Here is a 19,038-nt window from a genome sequence, read left to right on the forward strand (position 1 = left end):
GCCGCTCACGCTCCTTGGTCCACGGGCGGCACCGGGGCGGCGCCCGGCATGCCGTCGGCGAACCGCTCCCGCAGCTTGCGGCGCAGGATCTTGCCGGCCGCGCTGCGCGGGATCTCGTCGACGAACTCGATCCGCACCGGCCGCTTGTAGCTGGCGAGTTCGCTGGCGCACGCCTTCAGCAGCCCGGCCGCCGAGAGCTCCTCGCCCTCGGCCACCACGAACGCCACCGGGACCTCGCCCCACTCCTCCGAGGGGGCGCCCACCACGGCCGTGTCGGCGACGCCACGCTGGGCGCCGAGGACCCGCTCGATCTCGGCCGGGTAGACGTTCTGCCCGCCGCGGATGAGGACGTCGTTGATCCGGTCGACCAGGTAGAGGTAGCCGTCGGCGTCGGAGTAGCCGAGGTCACCGGTGCGCAGCCAGCCGTCGCGCAGGGTGGACTCGGTGGCCGTGGGGTTGCGCCAGTAGCCGCGCATCAGACCGTCGCCGCGGACGCAGACCTCGCCGATCTCGCCGGGCGGCAGCGCCTTGCCCTCCTTGTCCTGCACCTCGATGTGGCAGCCGGGCAGCATCCGGCCGGCCGAGCGCAGCCGCAGTTCCCGGGCGGCGGCGTCGGCGCCGTGGTCCTCGGCCCCGCCGAAGACGACGGTGGCGATCGGGCCGCCGCCCTCGGTGATGCCGTAGATCCCGCGGAACGGGCAGGGGAAGCGCTCCAGGGACTCGCGCAGCAGCTCCTCCGGCATCGGGGCGCCGCCGAACATCACGTCGACGAGGGTGGACAGGTCGGTGGAGTCGAACGCCTTGGTGCGCAGCGCGAAGCGGACCATGGACGGCACCAGGAAGGCGCGGGTCGCGCCGCGCTGCTCGGCCTCGGCGAGGAAGCGCTGCGGGGCGAACTCCCGCTGCAGGACCAGGGTTCCGCCGGCCGCGAGCAGGGCCAGGCCGATCACCATCGAGCCGTGGAACAGCGGGCACGGGTTGAGCATCACGTCGTCGGCGGTGAACCGGGCCTCGGCGGCGAGCGCCGTGTAGCAGGCCGACACCGAGCGGTGGGTGACGGCGACGCCCTTGGCCCGGCCGGTGGTGGCCGAGGTGTGCAGGATCGCGACCAGGTCGTCCATGTGCGGCAGCGGCAGCGTCCGGCGCGGGGTGGCGAGCAGTTCCTCGTAGGCGGGGCTGTCCAGGGCGAGCCGCCAGCTGTCGCCGAACGCGTCGCCGAGCCGGTCCAGGACGCCCTGCTCGGCGATCACGCCGCGCGGCGCGGAGTTGGAGACGATGTGCTCGACCTCGGGGGCCGGGAAGGAGTGGTTGACGGGGCAGACGATCGCCCCGGCCTTGCCGGCCGCGATGTACAGCTCCAGCACCTCGACCCGGTTGGGCGAGCTGACCACCAGGCGCTCACCGGGGCCGATGCCCCGGTCCAGCAGGGCGGCCGCCAGCGCGTCGGTCCGTTCGTCGAGTTCGCGCCAGGTGAGCGAGAGCCGCTCGTCGGCGAGGGCCAGGGCGTCGGGGCGCTGTCCGGCGTGCCGCCGGACGAAGTGGGCCAGCCACATCAGCGGACCTCGCTCACGGAGGCGGAGCGCGCGGTCAGCACCTGGTCGATGCCGGCGACGGTGTGCAGCGCGGTCAGTTCGTCGTCGTCGAGCGGGCTGCCGGTCTGCTCCTCGATGGCGAGGGCGAGCCGGATCAGGTCGCCGGAGTTGAGGCCGGCCGTCGTCAGGTCGTCGTCACGGCCGATGCCGTCGAGAAGTTCGGGCAGGTCGACGAACTCCAGCAGGAGCGCGTGGCCCGGGGTGAGCTGGTCGGACATGGGAGTTCCCCTCGGATGTTCGGATGGGAAGTGAGGCCCGGCGGGGCCCGGGTGGCCGTGGGCCCCGCCGGGGGTCTGCGCGCCGGCCGGGTCAGCGACCGACGTCTGCGGGCGTGCGCCCGGGGTCCACCGACTTGTCGGCGCCGGCGGGCGCGGGGACCGGCTCGTCCTCCCCTTCGCTCAGGCCGAACCGCTCGTAGACCCGGGTCAGCGGGCGCGGGGCCCACCAGTTGTAGCGGCCGGCCAGCCGCATGAAGGCCGGGACCAGGACACCCCGGACGAGGGTGGCGTCCATCAGCACGGCCAGGGCGAGACCGAGGCCGAGCAGCTTCATGTACGTGATGCCGGAGACCAGGAAGGAGGCGAAGACCAGGGCGATCAGCGCGGCGGCCGCGGTGACCAGGCCACCGGTGCGCTGCAGGCCCAGGGCGACGGCACGGGTGTTGTCGCCGTTCCGGTCGTACTCCTCCTTGATGCGGGAGAGCAGGAAGACCTCGTAGTCCATGGAGAGGCCGAAGGCCACGCAGAACATCATGATCGGGGTGGTGGCCACGATGCCGCCGGTGACGGTGAAGTCGCCGGTCAGCCACATCAGATTGCCGTCCTGGAAGACCCAGACCATGGCGCCGAAGGTGGCGGTGAGGCTGAGCAGGTTGAGCACGAAGGCCTTCACCGGCATCAGCACGCTGCCCGTCATCAGGAACAGCAGCACGAACGTGGAGACGGCGATCAGCAGCAGCGCCCACGGCATGCGGTCGGTCAGCGAGGTCATCGTGTCCTTGAAGGAGGCGGCGGTACCGGCGACCTTCACCTCCTCGAACGGCGCCTTCGCGTCCCGCACGTCACCGACCAGCTCCTGGCCCTCGTCGGTGTAGGAGCCGACCTCCGGGATCACCGACAGCCAGGTGCCCTCGCCCTTTTCGTAGCGCTCGCTGATCGCGCCGGCCGGGGCGATCTGCTTGCCGTCGGCGTAGGAGCCGGTCAGGGCATCGACGCGGGCGACGTTGTCCAGCTGCGACAGGGTCTCGGCGTAGGCCGCGACCTTGGTCTCCCGCTCGGCCGGGGTGCCGGCGTTCTCGGCGACGACCATCAGCGGTTCCATCTCACGGGCCGAGTAGTCCTCGATCAGGACCGTGCCCACCTGGTGGGCCTCGGCGTCCGCGGGCAGGGTGCGTTCGTCGGCGAGGTTGAGCTTGATGCCGAGGAACGGCGAGCCGAGGAAGAGCAGGATCACGATGACACCGGTGGCCAGCGGCAGCGGGCGGCGCATCACCAGGGTGGCGAGGCGGTGCCAGAAGCCGTTCTCCACGGCCTGCTCGGGCTTCTTGCGGTTCCAGGACCACTTGTTGATCCGGGTGCCGATGACCGCGAGCAGCGCCGGCAGCAGCACCAGGGCGGCGACCACCGCGAAGGCGACGACCGCGATACCGGCGTAGGCGAAGGAGCGCAGGAAGTACATCGGGAACAGCAGCAGCGCGGAGAGCGAGAGCGCCACGGTGATCGCCGAGTACAGGACGGTACGGCCCGCGGTGCGCAGGCTGATGGCGATGGCGTCGTTGACTGCGGCGCCCTTCTTCAGTTCCTCCCGGTACCTGCTGACCACGAACAGGCTGTAGTCGATGCCGAGTCCGAGCCCGAGTCCGGTGGTGAGGTTCATCGCGAACACCGACACGTCGGTCAGCTCCACCAGCACGCGCAGCACACCGAGCGCGCCGATGATGGCGACGATGCCGACGGCCAGCGGCAGCAGGGCGGCGATGACCCCGCGGAAGATGAAGACCAGCAGGATCAGGGTGAGCGGCAGCACCAGGGTCTCGGCGAGCGCGAGGTCCTTCTGGGTCTGCTCGTTCATCTCCGCGTACGCCTCGGCCCGGCCGCCGAACTGGATCTGCAGACCCTCGAAGCCGTCCTCGTAGTGCGGGCGCAGCTCGGCCAGGTAGTCGTCGACCTCGTCCTCGTTGCCCTCCAGGTGGGCGAGGACCAGCGCGGAGTCGGACTTCTCGGCCCTCAGCGAGGGCGCCTTGTCCAGGGTCCAGTAGGAGGCCGCCTCCTGGACGCCGTCCTCGGCGGCGAGCTTCTCGGTCAGCTCGGCGCCCTTGGCGGCGGTGTCCGGGTCGTCGACCCCGTTCGGGGTCTTCACGAGCAGCACGAGGTTGGGCTCACCGGTGCCGAACTTCTCGCTGAGGATCTCGTTCGCCTGCGTCGACGGGGCGTCGGGCACCTCGTAACCACCGGAGGACAGCTTGCTGTTGACGGCGCCGCCGAGTCCTCCGGCCACGACACAGAACAGCAGTCCCAGCCAGAGAACCAGCTTCCGGCGGCCGGTCGCCAAGGCGGCCAGCTTGTTGAACATGGGTATTCCTCCAGGAATGACGGGGCGGGGCAACGCCCCGATGGGGGGATGTGTCGCCCGTACGCTCAGGCGGGGGTACGGGCGGCGGGGAGTTGACGGCAGTCGACGCGGACGTGTCCGCCGGCCACGCAGTCGTGCACGGCCAGCGACTCGTCGACGGTCCGGTCCCAGGCGAGGAGCCGGTTGTGCACCGAACCTCGGGTGAAGTCGGCGAACTCGGGGTGGGTGGTCCGGTGCCGGGAGCCGAGGTACGCCAGCACCGGGTCCAGGAGCAGCCAGCGGCCCTCCTCGAACACCTCGGTCCAGGCGTGCTCGACGCCGACCAGACCGAGCAGGAAGCCGCGCCGGGTGCGGGCGCGGACGCCCGCCTCCTCGGCCCACCGCTGCATCTGCCAGGCGGCGACGACACAGTCCACGGTGCGGTGCTCGATCGCGGCGGCGGGGCGGGCCCGCAGCGCCTCGGGCACCCAGCCGTACTGGTACTCGCCGGAGACCAGCCGGCCGAGCAGGTCGTCGTGGATCCGGCGGACGGTGTCGGTGCGCGGGGCGTCCCGGTGGCCGCGGGTGGTGACCGTGGCCACCATCGAGCCGCCCTCCTCCTTCGCCCACTCGGTCAGCCGGCCCTCGTACAGCTTGGGGGCGGGTTCGGCGGGGACCGGGGTGGTGACGCAGCTGGTGCAGCCGGCGGCCGAGCAGGTGGCGGTGAGCCGGATCCGGGTGACGCGCTCGGTCAGCCACTGCTCGGGCTGCCCGGCCGCCATCCGCATGCACTGGCGTTCGCCCAGCTCGGCCAGGGAGCGGCCGAGGCCGGACCGGAGCCCGAGGTTGCGTACGTCGTGGTGGTCGTAGCGCAGCCCGTCCGGGGTGTCCTCGGCGGGGAAGCCGGCGCCGACCAGGTTCTCCAGGACGGCCTCGTCGACGGCGAGTTCGCGGGCCGCCTCCTCGTGGGTCAGCCGGGCGTCGCGGTACTCCTCGGGCACCGCGACGAGGCGCTCCACCGCCGGGAGCCAGTGGTGCCAGAGTTCCGCCGCCGTGGTGGTCCGGCGCGGCGCGGCGGTCGTCATCGTTCCTCCCCTGCCGTGGCCAGGACCGGCAGGTCGCCCGCGGCCAGCCGGCGCGCCACCTCCAGTCGCTTGACCTTCCAGGTCGCGGTGTGCGGGATGTCGTCCCAGCGGCACTGCACCGGCGGGGCGAGTTCGGGCAGCGCGGCGACGGCGCGGCGCCAGGCGGCGAGGTCCAGCGGGGCGTCGCCGCGGGTGACCACGAGCGGGACCGCGGGGCCGTCGGACATCGGGATGATCACGGCCTCGGTGAGCTGCGGCAGGGCTTCGAGGATGTCGTCCTCGGCCGCCAGCAGGCTCGCCACGCCGCTGCCCCGGTCCACGATCCGGTCGAACAGGTGCAGACAGCCGCGGTCGCTGACCAGGCCGTAGTCGCCCATCGCCCACCAGCCGTCGACCCGCTGGTCGGGGGAGCCGAGGTAGCTGGGGGTGACGCCGGAGGAACGGGCGAAGATCTGGCCGGGGGTGCCCTTGGGGGCCTTGTCGCCCTCGTCGTCGAGGACGCGGATCTTGGTGTGGCCGAGGACGGCCCGGCCGACGCACCGGCCGTCGTCGCAGCGGCTCTTGAGCTTGTGGGACTTGACGGTGACCGGTCCGGTCTCGGTCTGGCCGTACGCCTGCATGTAGCGGGCGCCAGGCTTCGCGGCGCCGAGCAGGGTGCGGATGGTGCGCGGGTGGGCGGCGTCGAAGGAGCTGACGAACAGCCGGGTCTGCGCGAACAGTTCGGGCTGCCGCTCGGCCACCTCCTCCCAGCGGATGAAGGCGTTCGGGACGGTCTCCACCACGCCCGGCCGGACCGCGGCGAGCAGCTCGGCCGCGTTCTCGGGGGCGGTGTCGGTGAGGAAGCCCAGCGGCAGGCCGAGGGCGAGGATGGCGAGCATCCCGGACATGCAGCGGGCGTGCACCGGGGAGAGGCACATCAGGTACGGGTCGCGCACCCGCAGCACCTTGCCGATGGTGATCTGCGGACGGGCGTGCCCGGCGAAGCTGTGCACGGAGTGCAGCACCAGCTTGGGCACCCCCGTCGTGCCCGAGCTGTGGGTGACCAGCTGCGGGGTGTCCTCGCGGGGCACGGCGGCGGGCGGGACGGTGCCGCGCTCCGCGTCCAGCAGGGACAGCCCGTGCTCGCCGCGCTCCCCGGCGTACCAGCGGGGCAGCGCGGGGTCGACGGAGTCCAGCACGCCGGCCGCCTCGGTGGTGGCGTCGGTGATGATGGCCGCCGGGGCGGCGCGTTCCGTCATGACGCCGAGCGCCTGGAAGCCGACGGCCGAGTGCACCAGCACCGGCACGGCGCCGATCCGGGCGCAGGCGAAGGCCAGCAGGGGTATGTCGAAGTTGGGCTGCTTGACGACGAGGATGCGCTGTCCCTCGGTGACACCGGCCCCGGCGAGCAGGGCGGCGGCCTCCTCGACCAGGCCGGCGAAAGCGGCGTAGTCGAAGCTGCGGCCGGCCTGCGGGAACAGGTCGAGCGGCCGGTCGAGGCGGATCGGTACGGCGCCGTGGCGGCGGGCGGCCTCGGCGGGGGCGGTGGCCAGCGCGAGCCGGCGGTTCACGCGGGCCATCACGCACCCCCCGCCTTGGCCGTACGGCGCTCCAGGTGCCCGGTGACGTGGGCGAGCAGCGCGTCGTAGGACGAGAACGCCTCGGTCGGCTGGTCCAGGTCCCACTCGATGCCGAAGGCGTCCTCGACGTCGGCGAGCAGGCGCATGAAGCCCGCCGACGTGAGCCCCAGGTTCCACAGCGACGCCGTCCGGGCCGCCGGGTCGTCCAGCGGCAGCGGAGCGCCGACCGCGTTCTCCAGCAGGCCGCGCAGGTGCTCCGCGACCGTCGTGCTGTCGTACATGTCTCCTCCAGTGACGGCCCGCGGGGTCGCGCAGGCTCGGGGTTTCGTCGTCGACGGACGGGTCAGGCCGCTACGGGGTGGACGATGCGGTCGTTGCCGCTGTTCTCCTCGAAGCCGCGCAGGGTGCGCAGGTAGTAGAGGAGGTACTCGGCCAGCTCCTGCTCGCCGGTGGGCGCGTAGGAGGCGTCGGGGCCGCAGACGGCGGCGGTGTTGGTGAGATCGAAGCGCTTGTTGTAGCGCAGGTAGGAGCGGTAGAAGTTCATGCCGCCGTCGAGGGCCTCGTCGATCGCGGTGAAGCCGTCGCGGTCGTCCACCCAATGCGGTTCGCGCAGGCCGAGCAGCTCGAAGATCTGGGTGACCATGTCGCGGACCTTGGGACCCTCGGAGTTGCCGAGGTGGAAGTACGTCTCCGGCGAGTCCGACAGGGAGATGGCCACGGCGTTGCGGGCGACGATGTCGACCGGGACGAGGTTGACCACGGTCTCGGGGTCGGCGAGCAGCCGGACCCGGGCGTGCGAGAGGAAGGTGCCGAGCTTGCGGGAGGCGGTCTTCTTGAAGACCAGCACCTGACGGGCGAAGCCGTACAGGCCCGACCAGTTCAGCCCGTGCCGGGTGACGCTGTGGCCGATGACGACGGTGGGCCGCAGGATGCGGATCCGCAGGTCGCCGGCGGCCTCCTCGACGAGGGCCTCGGCCCGCATCTTGGTCTGCTCGTAGCAGTTGTTGGCCACCGACGGGTCGGTCACCGGGCCCTCGGTGATCAGGTCGGTGCGCGAGCCCGCCACGTAGGCGGTGGAGACGTAGTTGAAGGTGCGCGCGCCGACCTTGCGGGCGAGTTCCAGGACGTTGGCGGTGCCCTGGACGTTCTGCGCCTCGATCTCGGCGCGGTACTCCTCCTCGTAGCGCAGCGAGGCGGCGCAGTGCCAGACCTCGTCGACCGGCGGCACCGCGGTCAGGTCGGCTCCGCAGCCGTCCACGGTCATGTCGCCGTGCACGGCGACGGTCCGGCGCAGGATCTCCGGGTGCAGGTCGGAGCGGCCGTAGCCGTCCGCCATCGCGGAGAGGGTGTCGTGCAGGCGCTGCGTCGCCTCGGCGTCGTCCTTGCCGCGGACCAGTGCGATGACGGGGTCGTCGGTCTTGTCGAGGAGTTCGAGGACCACGGCTCCGCCGACGAAGCCGGTGGCCCCGGTCAACAGACGTGTTGTCATGAGTGCTTGTCTCCAGCGTCGGGACGTGGTGTGCGTCGTTGTGGTGCTGCGGTGGTGCAGCGGATCGGGGTTCGGGGGGCGGGGTTCGGGGGGTGCGGGCGGGCGGCGCGGAGGGGGGCCGGCGGGTCCGGGATCACCGGGCCCCGGCCGTCCCCCGGGTCGCCCGTCCGGCTACGCGCCGGTGGCCGCGGTGGCGGTCTCGGACGCGTGGCGCGCCTCCAGCTCGTGTACGAACTCGGAGACGGCCGTCTGGAAGCCCTGCGGGTCGTCGAAGAACGGGACGTGGCCCGCGTGCTTGAGGGTGACGGCGCGGCTGTCCGGGATGCGGTTGAGCGCGTCCTCGATGACAGAAGCGCTCCAGGCGAAGTCGCCGTCGCCGTTGATGATCAGCGTCGGGGCGGCGAGGCGGGCCAGTTCCTCGGGGTCGTCCTCGATGTCCAGGGAGGCGAGCAGGTTTTCGCGGATGGAGCCGACGGAGAGCAGGGACAGGAAGTTGTCCTTGAGCGCCAGGTAGGCCGCGGTGCCGCCCTCGTGGATCATCTGGTCCGGGAAGACCAGCGGGTAGAGGTGGCCGAAGAGCTGCTGGGTGCCGCCGGACTCCAGGCTCGCCAGCCAGGAGCGGCTGACCAGCTTGCGGCGCAGGGTGCCGTTGGGGGAGAACGCCGGGCCCACCAGGACCAGGCCGGCCACGCGCTCGGGGTACTTGAGCGCGAACTCCCGGGCGATGAGGGTGGATATGGACGTGCCGACCAGGTAGGTCTTCTCGATGCCGAGGTGGTCCAGCAGGCGGCGCACGTCCTCCACGTGGTCCATGAACGTGACCGGCTCCGGGCCCGGGTTGGAGGCGCCCTGGTTGCGCAGGTCGTAGTGGACGAGCCGGAAGTCGTTCGCCAGCTCGGTGGTGAAGTTCCGCCAGATCGGGCTGACGATGTAGAAGTTGTTCAGCAGGGTCACCGCCGGGCCCTCGCCGCTGTCCTCGTAGTACAGCTCCCCGCCGCCGGGCAGGGCGAGCGCGGAGTGGTTGAGGTAGCGGACGTCGAGCTGGCCGAACTGCTGGTCCGTCATGGGGTCTCCTTGGATGGTTCGTTCGGACGTGCGACGGGGAGCGATCCGGACGGGCGACCGTCGCCGGGGATCAGACTCCGGTGGCCCGTTCAACACCCGCCCAAGGCGTGTCCAAGAGCGGGAAAACGTGCTGGTCAGGGCCGTTTTTCGGGGGTTGTGCGGGGCGCTGGTGCGGGCGTTCGGGACAGGCTGGAAATGAGTTATGTGGCGGGGGTCACCGGACGCCGCCGCGGCGGCCCGGGGACCGGCCCGTGCGACCGCGCCGCAAGCGGCCCACGACGAACGGCCCCGCCGCCGTGGGGCCGATCGATGTCGGGCCCGCCGCCGTAGGGCCGATCGATGTCGGGCCCGCCGCCGTAGGGCCGATCGACGTCGGGCCCGACGGGGTCGGTACGGCGGGCCTCGGACCAGGCGGGGTCGGTACGGCGGGTCTCGGACCGGGCGGGGTCGGTACGGCCAGCGTCGTTCCGGGGAGAGTCGGCGCGCCCGGCGTCGGACCAGGCGGGGTTGGTGCGCCCAGCGTCATTCCGAGAAGAGCCAGTACGGCCGACGTCGGACCGGGCGGGCTCGGCGCGGCCGACGTCGGAGCAGATGGGGTTGATGCGCCCAGCGTCATTCCGGGAAGAGCCGGTACGGCCGACGTCGGACCGGGGAGAGTCGGCGCGGCCGACCTCGGACCAGAGGGAGTTGATGCGCCCGGCGTCGTTCCGGGGAGACTCAGCGCCCCCAGCATCGGACCGGACGGGGTCAGTGCTCCCGACGTCGGACCGGGCGAAGTCCCTCTGTCCGACGTCGGACCAGGCGGAGTCCCCCTGTCCGGCGTCGGACCAGGCGGAGCCGCTCCCCCCGACGTCGGACCAGGCGGAACCGCTCCCCCCGGCGTCGGACCAAGCCGAGTCCTCCCGCCCACCCACCCCGCCGGCCGCGTGCGCCAGGACACCGAACCGGACGATCTCCGGCACCCGGAAGGTCGCCGAGGCGCCCGGCCGGTCGTCGGCGAGGACCAGGACGTGCCGGTCCAGCAGCCGCCCCACCACCGACTGGGCACTCCAGGTGTCGAGTTCGAGCACCGCCTTGACCTGCTCGGTGCCGAAGGGCCCCGGCCCCGCCGCGGCGAGCAGGAACACCGACCTGCGCAGCCAGGGCGCGAGCCGGGCCAGGGCGCTGTCCGCGCGGGCGAGCGCCGCGCACGCCTCGTCCTGGAGCTCGGCGACGAGGCGGTCGTCGTCGAGGAGTCCCGCGGCCAGGTCGCTGAGCGTCCACATGGGCCGCGCCGCGTACAGCTCGCCCACGGCACGCAGCATCAGCGGATGCCTGCCCATCCGGGTGACCATGTGCCGCAGCGCCGCCTGGTGCCCGGTGATGCGCTCCTCGCCGACCAGCCGCTCGAAGAACGCGGCCGCGTCCTCGGCGCCGAGCGGCCCGAGCGTCAGGCGCCGGGCGCCGGGCAGTCCGGACAGCCGGACCCGGGAGGTCACCAGGGTCAGGCAGGAGTCGCCGCCGGGCAGCAGCGCGAGCACCTGATCGGTGGCCGCGGCGTCGTCGAGCAGCACGAGCAGCGACCGTTCCCGGGCGGCGGCCCGGAAGAGCGCGGCGAGCCCTTCGGTGTCCTCGGGCTGCCGCGGCCGGCCGATGCCGAGCCCGTCCAGCAGGGACCGCAGGACGGCCTCGGGGGAGCGCGGCCGGTCGGCGGCGTCGTGCAGGGAGGCGTACAGCAGCCCGTCGGGGAACCGTTCGGCCATCGCGCGGGCGGCCCGTACGGCGAGCGCGGTCTTGCCCACGCCGGCCGGGCCGAGCAGGGTGATCACCTTGGGTCCCGGAGCGGTGAACGGCTCACCGATCTGGGCCAGTTCCCGCTCGCGCCCCACGAAGTCCGGTGTATCCAGCGGCAGTTGGTCCACCGCCGGAGTGACGCGGGCCGGGGCCGCGGGACGCCGTACGACCGCCCTCTCGGGCTTGGCGGCGGGCGGCAGGACCTCGCGCAGTATGTCCTGCTGGAGCTGGCGCACCCGCTCGGAGGGCTCGATGCCCAGGTCGTCGACGAGCCGGTGGCGCAGCCGCAGATAGGCGTCGAGGGCGGTGCTGCGCTGCCCGGACCGGTGGGCGGCGATCATCAGCTGGGCGGTGAACCGCTCGTCCAGCGGGTGGTCCACGGTGAGCCGGCGCAACTCCGCCACCAGCGCCTGGTGGCGGCCGAGCTGGAGGTCGGCCTCGATCCGCAGTTCCAGGGCGCTCAGCCGGGCCTCGCCGATCTGCGCGATCCGCGCGGTGAGCAGCGGACCGGCCTCCAGGCCCGCGAACGGCTCACCGCGCCACAGCGCGAGCCCCTCGCGCAGCAGCCGGGCGGCGTCCTCGGCCGCTCCGGAGGCGAGCGCGGCGCGGGCCCGGCCGGCCCGCTGCTCGAACTCCCACAGGTCCAGCTCCCCCGGCCGCGCCGTCAGCCGGTAGCCGCCCGGCCCGGTCTCCAGGCGCTCCCCGGCGGCGTCGGTGCTGCCCTTGAGGGCCTGGCGGAGCTGGTAGATGTACGTCTGCACGGTCTTGCGGGCCAGCCGCGGCGGCTCCTCGTCCCACAGCTCCTCGACGAGGGCCTGCGTGGAGACCAGATGGTTGGCGTCCAGCAGCAGGACGGCCATGGCCCGCCGTGCCATCGGCGCGGTGAGGGTGCGGCGCTCGCCGCCCACGTGGATCTCCAGCGGGCCGAGCACCTTGATGCGCAGCTCGGGCAGGCCGGTGACGGTGGCGGTCATGGCGTCCTCCTCCGGCCCTTGGCGTTGCCCCGGTCCCGTGCGGCCGGGTGCGGTGCCGTGTTCTGGGGGGTCACCGTGCGGGCCGAGACCAGGCGGCCGGGGCAGGACGACTCCGGTTCGAGGCCGCCGGGCAGCAGCAGGCCGAGGAAGTGCTCGACGGTTCCGTAGCGCGCCGTCGGGGCGGCGCCGGTGGGCGCGCTCATCGCCGGGCTCCGGAGTTCGCGGCGGCGTCGGTGTCCACGGCGTCGGCGTCCAGCCGGTGGGCCAGGGCGCGGCGCTCCTTGCGGAACTCGCTGGGCGTGACCCCGTAGCGGCCGCGGAACAGCCGGCTGAAGTGGGACGCCCCGTACAGACCGGCCCGCTCGCCGATCAGCGCGACGGGCAGGTGGTCGAGGGCGGGGTCGGCCAGTTCCGACCGGCAGCGGGCGAGCCGCTCGTCGCGGATCCAGCGGGCCGGGCTGACGCCGAACTCCTGGAAGATCTTCTGCAGGTAGCGCAGCGAGATGTTGTGCCGGCGGGCGACCTCGACGGGGCTCAGGCTCGGCTCCGCGAGGTGCTCGCGGACATGGGCCTGGATCCTGAGCATCAGCGCCTGGCGGGCGATCTCGCTGTCGGGAGCGAGTTCGCGCATCCGCTCGGCGAACAGGACCGCGGTGAGCCCGGCGACGCTGCCGCCGAGCAGGTCGACGGCCGTCTCGACCTCCTCGCCGTGCCGGTCCAGGCCCTCCAGCAGGCTGCTCAGCAGGGCGGCGGCACCCTGGTCGCCGCTCCAGGCGCGGGCGGTGAGCCGCTGGGTGTCGGCGGCGGTGAGCCCGACCAGGGAGTGGGTCACCATCACGTCGACCATCCGGAACTGGTCCGGCATGATCACCTTGAACGGGCGCCCGGTGTCGAAGGAGATCAGCTGCGGCGGCCGTACGACGCCGTGGCGGCCGTCCTGGAACACCCAGACCTCGCCGTGCAGCGGCCGGCACATCCGCAGCCGCGACCGCTCACCGGCACCGATCAGCCGGGCGGGCCGGACCAGCTCGCGGGGGCCGCCCTGGACGAGCGAGACGGTCACCTCGCCGAAACGGTGGCGGGCCGTGGTCCCTTCGAGGATCTCCTCGTGGCTCTTGACGATCTGCAGGCCCCCGCGTTCCGCGGGCGGCGGATCGGCCGTGCACCTGCGCAGCTGGCGGGGCTTCACCTCACTGACACGTTGCATCGCGTACCCCCTGTTCCGATGTCGGAGCTCTCGATGAAGCACCCCAAGAAAAACATACCCGCATGCGGGTTTTCTACTTCGATCGAGAGTTTCGATGATTCGGACAGGGCACGCCGGTGCGGCCGGCCGTCTCCGGTCCGGCCGCACGGTCCGGTATTCGGTTCGAAGGTGCTGGTCAGGCCGCCTGCGCGATCCGCGGGCGGGCGGCGGCCGGGACGGCGCGGTCGGCGTACAACTCGGCCACCTGGAAGGCGAGATCGAGCGCCTGGTAGCGGTTGAGGCGGGGGTCGCAGGCGGTCTGGTAGCGCCGGTGCAGATCCGTCAGGCCGATCGGGTGGCCGCCCCCCACGCACTCGGTGACGTCGTCGCCGGTGAGCTCGATGTGGATGCCGCCGGGGTGGGTGCCCAGCTCGCGGTGCGCCTCGAAGAAGCCGGCCACCTCGTCCAGGACGTCGTCGAAGCGGCGGGTCTTGTGACCGCTGGCCGCCGAGAAGGTGTTGCCGTGCATCGGGTCGCAGATCCAGGCGATCGGCGCCTCGGCCTCGGCGGCCGCCTCGACGAGCGAGGGCAGCACGTCCCGGACCTTGTCGCGGCCCATCCGCGCGATGAACGACAGCCGACCCGGCTCCCGTTCGGGGTCGAGCCGGTCGATGAGCGCGAGCACCTCGTCCCGCGAGGCCGACGGACCGAGCTTCACGGCGACGGGGTTGCGGACGGCGGCGGCGAACGCCACGTGCGCGTGGTCGAGCTGGCGGGTGCGCTCGCCGATCCAGACCATGTGCCCGGAGACGTCGTAGGCGTGCCCGGTGCGCGAGTCGGTACGGGTCAGGGCGGCCTCGTAGTCGAGCAGCAGCGCCTCGTGGCTGGAGTAGAACTCCGCGAGGTGGAACTCGCCGGGGTCGGCACCGCAGGCGGCGAGGAAGGTCAGGGCGCGGTCGATGTCCCGGGCGAGGGCCTCGTAACGGGCGCCGATGGGGGAGTTGTTGACGAAGTCGCGGTTCCACTCGTGGACCTGGCGCAGGTCGCCGTAGCCGCCGGTGACGAAGGCGCGGATGAGGTTCAGGGTGGAGGCGGAGGCGTGGTACATGCGCTTGAGGCGCTCCGGGTCGGGCCGGCGGGCCTCCTCGGTGAACTCCTGGCCGTTGACGGCGTCACCGCGGTAGACGGGCAGCGTGAGATCGCCGCGGACCTCGACCGGCCGGGAGCGCGGCTTGGAGTACTGGCCGGCGATCCTGCCGATCTTCACCACGGGCACGGAGGTGGCGTAGGTGAGGACGGCGGCCATCTGCAGCAGCGTCTTGACCTTGTCCCGGACCTGGTCGGCGGTGACCCCGTCGAAGGTCTCGGCGCAGTCGCCGCCCTGGAGCAGGAAGGCCTCGCCCCGGGCCACCCGGGCGATGCGCTCGCGCAGTTGGTCGCACTCCCCGGCGAACACCAGCGGCGGGTAGGACGTCAGCTCTTCGAGTACGCCCTTGAGGGCGTCCGGGTCGGGCCAGTCGGGCTGCTGGGCGGCAGGAAGCAGGCGCCAGGAATCCACATCCGTGATGCGCTGATCAGCGTTCATGTCGGGCTGAGCCTCACTCTTGTCCGGGGACGGGTGTCGGTTCGGGAGTCCGGTTCGGGAGTCCGGGGAAGGGCCGGTGCGGTGCCCTGCGGGCGCGGGTCCTCGGGTACGGAGCGGCCCTCCCACCGCCGGGACACTCCTCGCCGGGGGAGGTACGAGGAGGGCACCGGTCGGCGGGAGGGCCGCGACTCGGGGGGCGAGCGACATCCGGCCCGCCTACGGCCCCGGACTCACCGCGATGCCCCGACTCTACGAACGCCCCCGCCCCCGTGGTTGCCACCCCGCGCACCGTCCCTTGCCGAAACACGCGTGAGCGGACGCGGAGGCCGGAATTTCATATTCCGTGGGAGCCGGAACAGATCATTCCGAGCGAGGGGATCAAGAAAGGGGAATCCGAGGGACTTCTTTCGGCCAAGCATGAATGCGGAAGCGGAAATTCGGAATTACTTCTTCCGGAAGCCGGGAAGACCAAAGGGCGGCCCCGGACCACCAGAGCCGCCGCACCTGCCCACTGCCTCGCGCCTGCCGCGCCACCGGCGCAAGCCCTTGCTATCGAACCCGCGCACCGCTCCTGGCACGTTGGCGCACACCCGCCCGGCGCACCGGGGCCGTGCACACCGCGTCCGTGGCCACCGCCCGCCGCCCCTCCTCCGCCGCTTCGAGGATGGTCCGGGCGTACGGCAGCAGCCGCAGACCCGCCTCGGTCAGCGCCAGTTGGCGATGGCTCCGGTCGAACAGCGCCGCCCCGACGGACTCCTCCAGGTTCTGGATCTGCGCCGTCACCGTGGACTGCGCGTAGTTGAGGTTGCGCGCCGCCCGGGTCACGCTCAACTCGGCCGCCACCTCATGAAATGCCCGTAGCTGCTGGATCTGCACGTGCCGCTCCCCTCCGGCGGCCCTCCACAGGGCCGCCCAGAACCACTCTCAGACGGAGCTGTGGACCGCGGCCCCGCGGGTCAGCCGCTTGCCGCGCTCGGCGGTGATGTCGAGCCGGGCGTACACCTCGGGCCGGGCCAGCGAGCGGGCCATCAGGTCGTAGAGGACGGCGATCCGCTCCTCCACGTCGGCCCGGTTCGTCATGATCTCCGACAGCAGCTGCACGCCGGTGAAGGCGCCCACCGCCGCGTCGGACACCGCCCCCACATCGATGCCCGGCACCAGCTCCCCCAGCTGCTGGGCCTGCCCGAGCAGCCGGGTGCTGACCTCGATCCAGGCCCGGTAGGGCACCTTCCGGTCGATCACGTCGTGCCCCTGGTCGACCGCGAGGCGAATGCTGCCCTGGAGCATCCGGTCGAAGGTGAGCCGGTGCGCCACGAGCAGCGTCACGTCCACCCACTCCTGGAGCTTCGGCGCCCCGGGCTCCTGCGGCGGCGCGAAGTACCGGAACTGCTCCGCCACCTGCTCGTCCAGGACCGCCTGCGCCAGCTCCGCCTTGGAGGTGAAGTGGAAGTAGAAGGCCCCCTTCGTCACACCGCACCGCTGGTAGACGTCCGAGATCCTCGCGGCGGAGTAACCGCACTCCGCGAAGACCTCGCCCGCCGCTTCCAGAATCGCCTGGCGTGTCCTGATGGCTCGATCCTGCTGCGCCACTGGGCCCCCTTCCCTCGTCGTTGTTGATGATGAACACACGCGGGACTCGTATGCGGAACCACCGGCTCTCATTGAAAAACATACCCGCATGCGCGTATCTTACCGGCGGGGTTGGAACCAGTCACCCGTCATGCACCTTCTCGTTCCAGAAGGAAGAGCAATGACCACCAACATTGGTATTCACAGGGGCCGACACCGCCATGGGGGGATAAGGAAGACGGTGTTTCCGGCCAGGCCGGCCGCACCGCTCAGGCCGTGCATCCCGCCGTCCGCGGCGTCGGTCGACACCAGGCTCGTGCATCGCACGTACCGGAAGGACGTACTGCCGACCGGCATCACCAAGCACGACGACCGTCACTACACCGTCTTCACACAGTGGCCCGCGGACCACCGCCGTTTCACGGACCAGGAGGGCAACTTCCTGCCGTCACTGGTCATCGAGAGCGTCCGCCAGGCCGTGATCCTGGTCGCTCACGACGGCCTCGGCGTACCGCTCGGGCACCAGTTCCTGGTGTCGTCCGCGCACCACCGCGTGGACCCGGGCCGGCTGCTCGCACCCGGCGCGCCGGCCCGGCTCGAGCTGGACGTCTCCATCCACGACCTCAAGCACCGCCGGGGCGTGCCGTCCTCGCTCCAGGCCCGGGTGGTCATCCGGGTGGACGGCGAGATCATCGGCACCGGCGGCGGCGACTGCTCCGTCATGACCGCCGAGGTCTACCGCCGGCTGCGCCGCGGCCGTACCGACACCGCCTGGACCGCGGCGCTCGCCGTCCCGCTGCCCGCACCCGTGCCCGCCCGCTCCGTGGGACGCACCCACGACTGCGACGTGGCCCTGGCCCCCGGGGACACCCCCGGCCACTGGCTGCTGCGGGCCGATGTGACCAACGAGTTGATGTTCGACCACCCGAACGACCATATGCCCGCCATGGTCCTCCTCGACGCCGCCCAGCAGGCCGCGCACGCCGTCTTCGGCGAGCGCCCCTTCCGGCCGTCGTCCTGCGAGGTCCTCTGCTCCCGCTACGTCGAGTTCGACTCCCCCTGCTCCGTCCGCGCCGACCTCCGGGACGACGGCGCCGGCGGATACGTCCTGTCCGTGACCGGACATCAGGACGGCGAGCAGGTCTTCGAGATCCTGTTCCGGCAACTGCCCTCCGCGCGCTAGGCGTTCACCGCCCGCTCCCGCCCGTCCGCGGGATCCCGTACGCGCAGAGCCGGCACCTCCTCCCGGACCCCGCCGGATGCTCACCGGCCGCACGGCCCACCCTCGGGCACCGCCCTTGCGACGCTCCGCTACCGACGCCCAGGCGCTCCCGCCGCCCCAGCCGCACATCCGTACCCCGGCATGTGTGGCCCCCGCGGCCCTCGCGCGCCGGGTCCTCCTCGGCGTGACCTCGCCGGCATCCGCCCATCCACCGCACCGCCCTTCGACCTTCGTCCCTCAGTCAGCTGACCCGGCCCGCCCACGGGCCGTCGCTCGCCCGCCCGGACCCGTGAACCGCCGTTGTGCGCGGCGGCCCGGGTGGGCGGGGCCCCGGCCCCGGCCGGGCACCGCACCTCGTTCCGCCTCAGTTCAGGAGCCCGTCTCCCATGACCCGCACCGCCGGAGCCCGCACGGCACGACCTGCCCCCGCGGTCCCTCCGCCCCTCCCCCCGCACCCCTCGCCCGCCGGCCACCGCCGCCCGGCACCACCCTCCTCACCGCACCGTCCAGCCGCCGTCCACCGGCACCGTCGCGCCGACCACGAACGAGGCCCGGTCGCTGCTCAGCCAGGCCGCCGCCTCGGCGATCTCCTCCGGCCCCGCGATCCGCGGCAGCAGCGCCGCCCGCGCGAGTTCGTCCGCCACACCGGGAACCTTCGCCATCCACGCGTCCGTCATTTCGCTGTGGGTCGCCCCGGGCACAATGGCGTTGATCCGAATTCCACTCGCCGAATATTCAGCGGCGGCCGCCTTCGTCAATCCGATGACCGCATGCTTGGCGGCGATATAGGGCGCGGCCACCGGAGTCGCCACCAGCCCCGCCGTACTACTGGTGTTCACAATGGCGCCACCTCGGCCGAGCATCGCTGTGATTTCATGACGGAGGCAGTTCCACATGCCACGGACATTGGTGTCCATGAGGGTGTCGTAGACCTCGTCGCTCATCAGGTGCATGGGCGTGCCCTCGGCCGCGACCCCGGCGTTGTTGAACGCCACGTCGAGCTTCCCGAATCTCTCCAGAGCCTCCGCCACACCGGCCGCCACCTGGTCGTTCCTCGCTACGTCGACGACGACGCAGTGAGCCTCGTACCCCTCGGCACACAGCTCGTCGACGAGCGCGGCGAGCCGTTCGCGCCGGCGGGCGGCCAGGGTGACCGACGCACCCTCCCGGCAGAAGACCCGGGCCGCCGCCGCCCCGATGCCACTGCTGGCGCCCGTGATGAACGCGTGCTTTCCGTCAAGAAGTCCGCCGTTCGGCATGGCCTCACCTCACCCGTCTGCTGAGTCCCCGATTCGCGCCGTACTCGATTCCGGCTCGAATTCCCGCACGCTTTCTTTTACGCACCGACGGCAACCCCACGCGCCGCTTTCTTCCCCCCTCCGTGCCGCA

At 72.3% G+C, this 19,038-nt stretch carries 16 protein-coding genes; 1 reads left to right on the top strand and 15 read right to left on the bottom strand.

Annotated features, from left to right (window positions below; translation table 11 throughout):
- Nucleotides 1–5: 5 nt before the first annotated feature.
- The 14 genes from ACWD1Z_RS14965 to ACWD1Z_RS15030 form a co-directional block, all read right to left on the bottom strand.
- The gene (locus tag ACWD1Z_RS14965) at nucleotides 6–1,553 is read right to left on the bottom strand and encodes a class I adenylate-forming enzyme family protein (protein ID WP_451118764.1); all 1,548 of its coding nucleotides are present in this window, start codon (nucleotides 1,551–1,553) and stop codon (nucleotides 6–8) included.
- Complete coding sequence (locus tag ACWD1Z_RS14970) at nucleotides 1,553–1,810, bottom strand: phosphopantetheine-binding protein (protein WP_451118766.1); 258 nt, start codon at nucleotides 1,808–1,810, stop codon at nucleotides 1,553–1,555. The genes ACWD1Z_RS14965 and ACWD1Z_RS14970 overlap by 1 nt, the downstream gene beginning before the upstream one ends.
- Nucleotides 1,811–1,901: 91 nt before the next feature.
- Nucleotides 1,902–4,163 (bottom strand): MMPL family transporter, encoded by a 2,262-nt coding sequence (locus ACWD1Z_RS14975; protein WP_451118768.1) that lies wholly within the window; start codon nucleotides 4,161–4,163, stop codon nucleotides 1,902–1,904.
- Nucleotides 4,164–4,228: 65 nt separating this feature from the next.
- Nucleotides 4,229–5,227, bottom strand: coding sequence for a transglutaminase domain-containing protein (locus ACWD1Z_RS14980; protein ID WP_451118770.1), 999 nt, complete (start codon nucleotides 5,225–5,227; stop codon nucleotides 4,229–4,231).
- Nucleotides 5,224–6,786, bottom strand: a complete 1,563-nt coding sequence (locus tag ACWD1Z_RS14985) for a class I adenylate-forming enzyme family protein (protein ID WP_451118772.1) — start codon at nucleotides 6,784–6,786, stop codon at nucleotides 5,224–5,226. Before ACWD1Z_RS14985 ends, ACWD1Z_RS14980 begins: the two co-directional genes overlap by 4 nt.
- The gene (locus ACWD1Z_RS14990) at nucleotides 6,786–7,067 is read right to left on the bottom strand and encodes a phosphopantetheine-binding protein (RefSeq protein ID WP_451118774.1); all 282 of its coding nucleotides are present in this window, start codon (nucleotides 7,065–7,067) and stop codon (nucleotides 6,786–6,788) included. The genes ACWD1Z_RS14985 and ACWD1Z_RS14990 overlap by 1 nt, the downstream gene beginning before the upstream one ends.
- A gap of 62 nt (nucleotides 7,068–7,129) precedes the next feature.
- Nucleotides 7,130–8,275, bottom strand: coding sequence for an SDR family oxidoreductase (locus tag ACWD1Z_RS14995; protein ID WP_451118775.1), 1,146 nt, complete (start codon nucleotides 8,273–8,275; stop codon nucleotides 7,130–7,132).
- A gap of 171 nt (nucleotides 8,276–8,446) precedes the next feature.
- Complete coding sequence (locus ACWD1Z_RS15000) at nucleotides 8,447–9,340, bottom strand: alpha/beta fold hydrolase (RefSeq protein ID WP_451118777.1); 894 nt, start codon at nucleotides 9,338–9,340, stop codon at nucleotides 8,447–8,449.
- Between the two features lie 200 nt (nucleotides 9,341–9,540).
- Nucleotides 9,541–12,087 carry a BTAD domain-containing putative transcriptional regulator gene (locus tag ACWD1Z_RS15005; RefSeq protein WP_451118779.1) on the bottom strand — a complete coding sequence of 849 codons (2,547 nt, stop codon included), beginning with the start codon at nucleotides 12,085–12,087 and terminating at the stop codon, nucleotides 9,541–9,543.
- Nucleotides 12,084–12,290 (bottom strand): hypothetical protein, encoded by a 207-nt coding sequence (locus ACWD1Z_RS15010; protein WP_451118781.1) that lies wholly within the window; start codon nucleotides 12,288–12,290, stop codon nucleotides 12,084–12,086. The genes ACWD1Z_RS15005 and ACWD1Z_RS15010 overlap by 4 nt, the downstream gene beginning before the upstream one ends.
- Nucleotides 12,287–13,294, bottom strand: coding sequence for a helix-turn-helix domain-containing protein (locus tag ACWD1Z_RS15015; protein ID WP_451118783.1), 1,008 nt, complete (start codon nucleotides 13,292–13,294; stop codon nucleotides 12,287–12,289). The genes ACWD1Z_RS15010 and ACWD1Z_RS15015 overlap by 4 nt, the downstream gene beginning before the upstream one ends.
- Before the next feature lie 175 nt (nucleotides 13,295–13,469).
- Entirely contained in the window at nucleotides 13,470–14,858 is a 1,389-nt protein-coding gene (locus ACWD1Z_RS15020) for a class II 3-deoxy-7-phosphoheptulonate synthase (RefSeq protein WP_451118784.1), read from the bottom strand.
- A 549-nt stretch (nucleotides 14,859–15,407) separates the two neighbouring features.
- The gene (locus ACWD1Z_RS15025; protein ID WP_451118786.1) at nucleotides 15,408–15,734 is read right to left on the bottom strand and encodes a LysR family transcriptional regulator; all 327 of its coding nucleotides are present in this window, start codon (nucleotides 15,732–15,734) and stop codon (nucleotides 15,408–15,410) included.
- Nucleotides 15,735–15,782: 48 nt separating this feature from the next.
- Nucleotides 15,783–16,448 carry a ScbR family autoregulator-binding transcription factor gene (locus ACWD1Z_RS15030; protein WP_451118788.1) on the bottom strand — a complete coding sequence of 222 codons (666 nt, stop codon included), beginning with the start codon at nucleotides 16,446–16,448 and terminating at the stop codon, nucleotides 15,783–15,785.
- A 160-nt stretch (nucleotides 16,449–16,608) separates the two neighbouring features.
- On the opposite strand from ACWD1Z_RS15030, the gene ACWD1Z_RS15035 reads away from it, so the two are divergent.
- A complete protein-coding gene (locus tag ACWD1Z_RS15035) occupies nucleotides 16,609–17,610 on the top strand; it encodes a ScbA/BarX family gamma-butyrolactone biosynthesis protein (RefSeq protein WP_451118789.1) in 1,002 nt (333 codons plus the stop codon).
- A 533-nt stretch (nucleotides 17,611–18,143) separates the two neighbouring features.
- Here ACWD1Z_RS15035 and ACWD1Z_RS15040 read toward each other — a convergent pair.
- Nucleotides 18,144–18,908, bottom strand: coding sequence for an SDR family NAD(P)-dependent oxidoreductase (locus ACWD1Z_RS15040; protein ID WP_451118791.1), 765 nt, complete (start codon nucleotides 18,906–18,908; stop codon nucleotides 18,144–18,146).
- Between the last annotated feature and the right edge of the window lie 130 nt (nucleotides 18,909–19,038).

It is taken from the genome of Streptomyces sp. NPDC002784 (assembly GCF_053592135.1).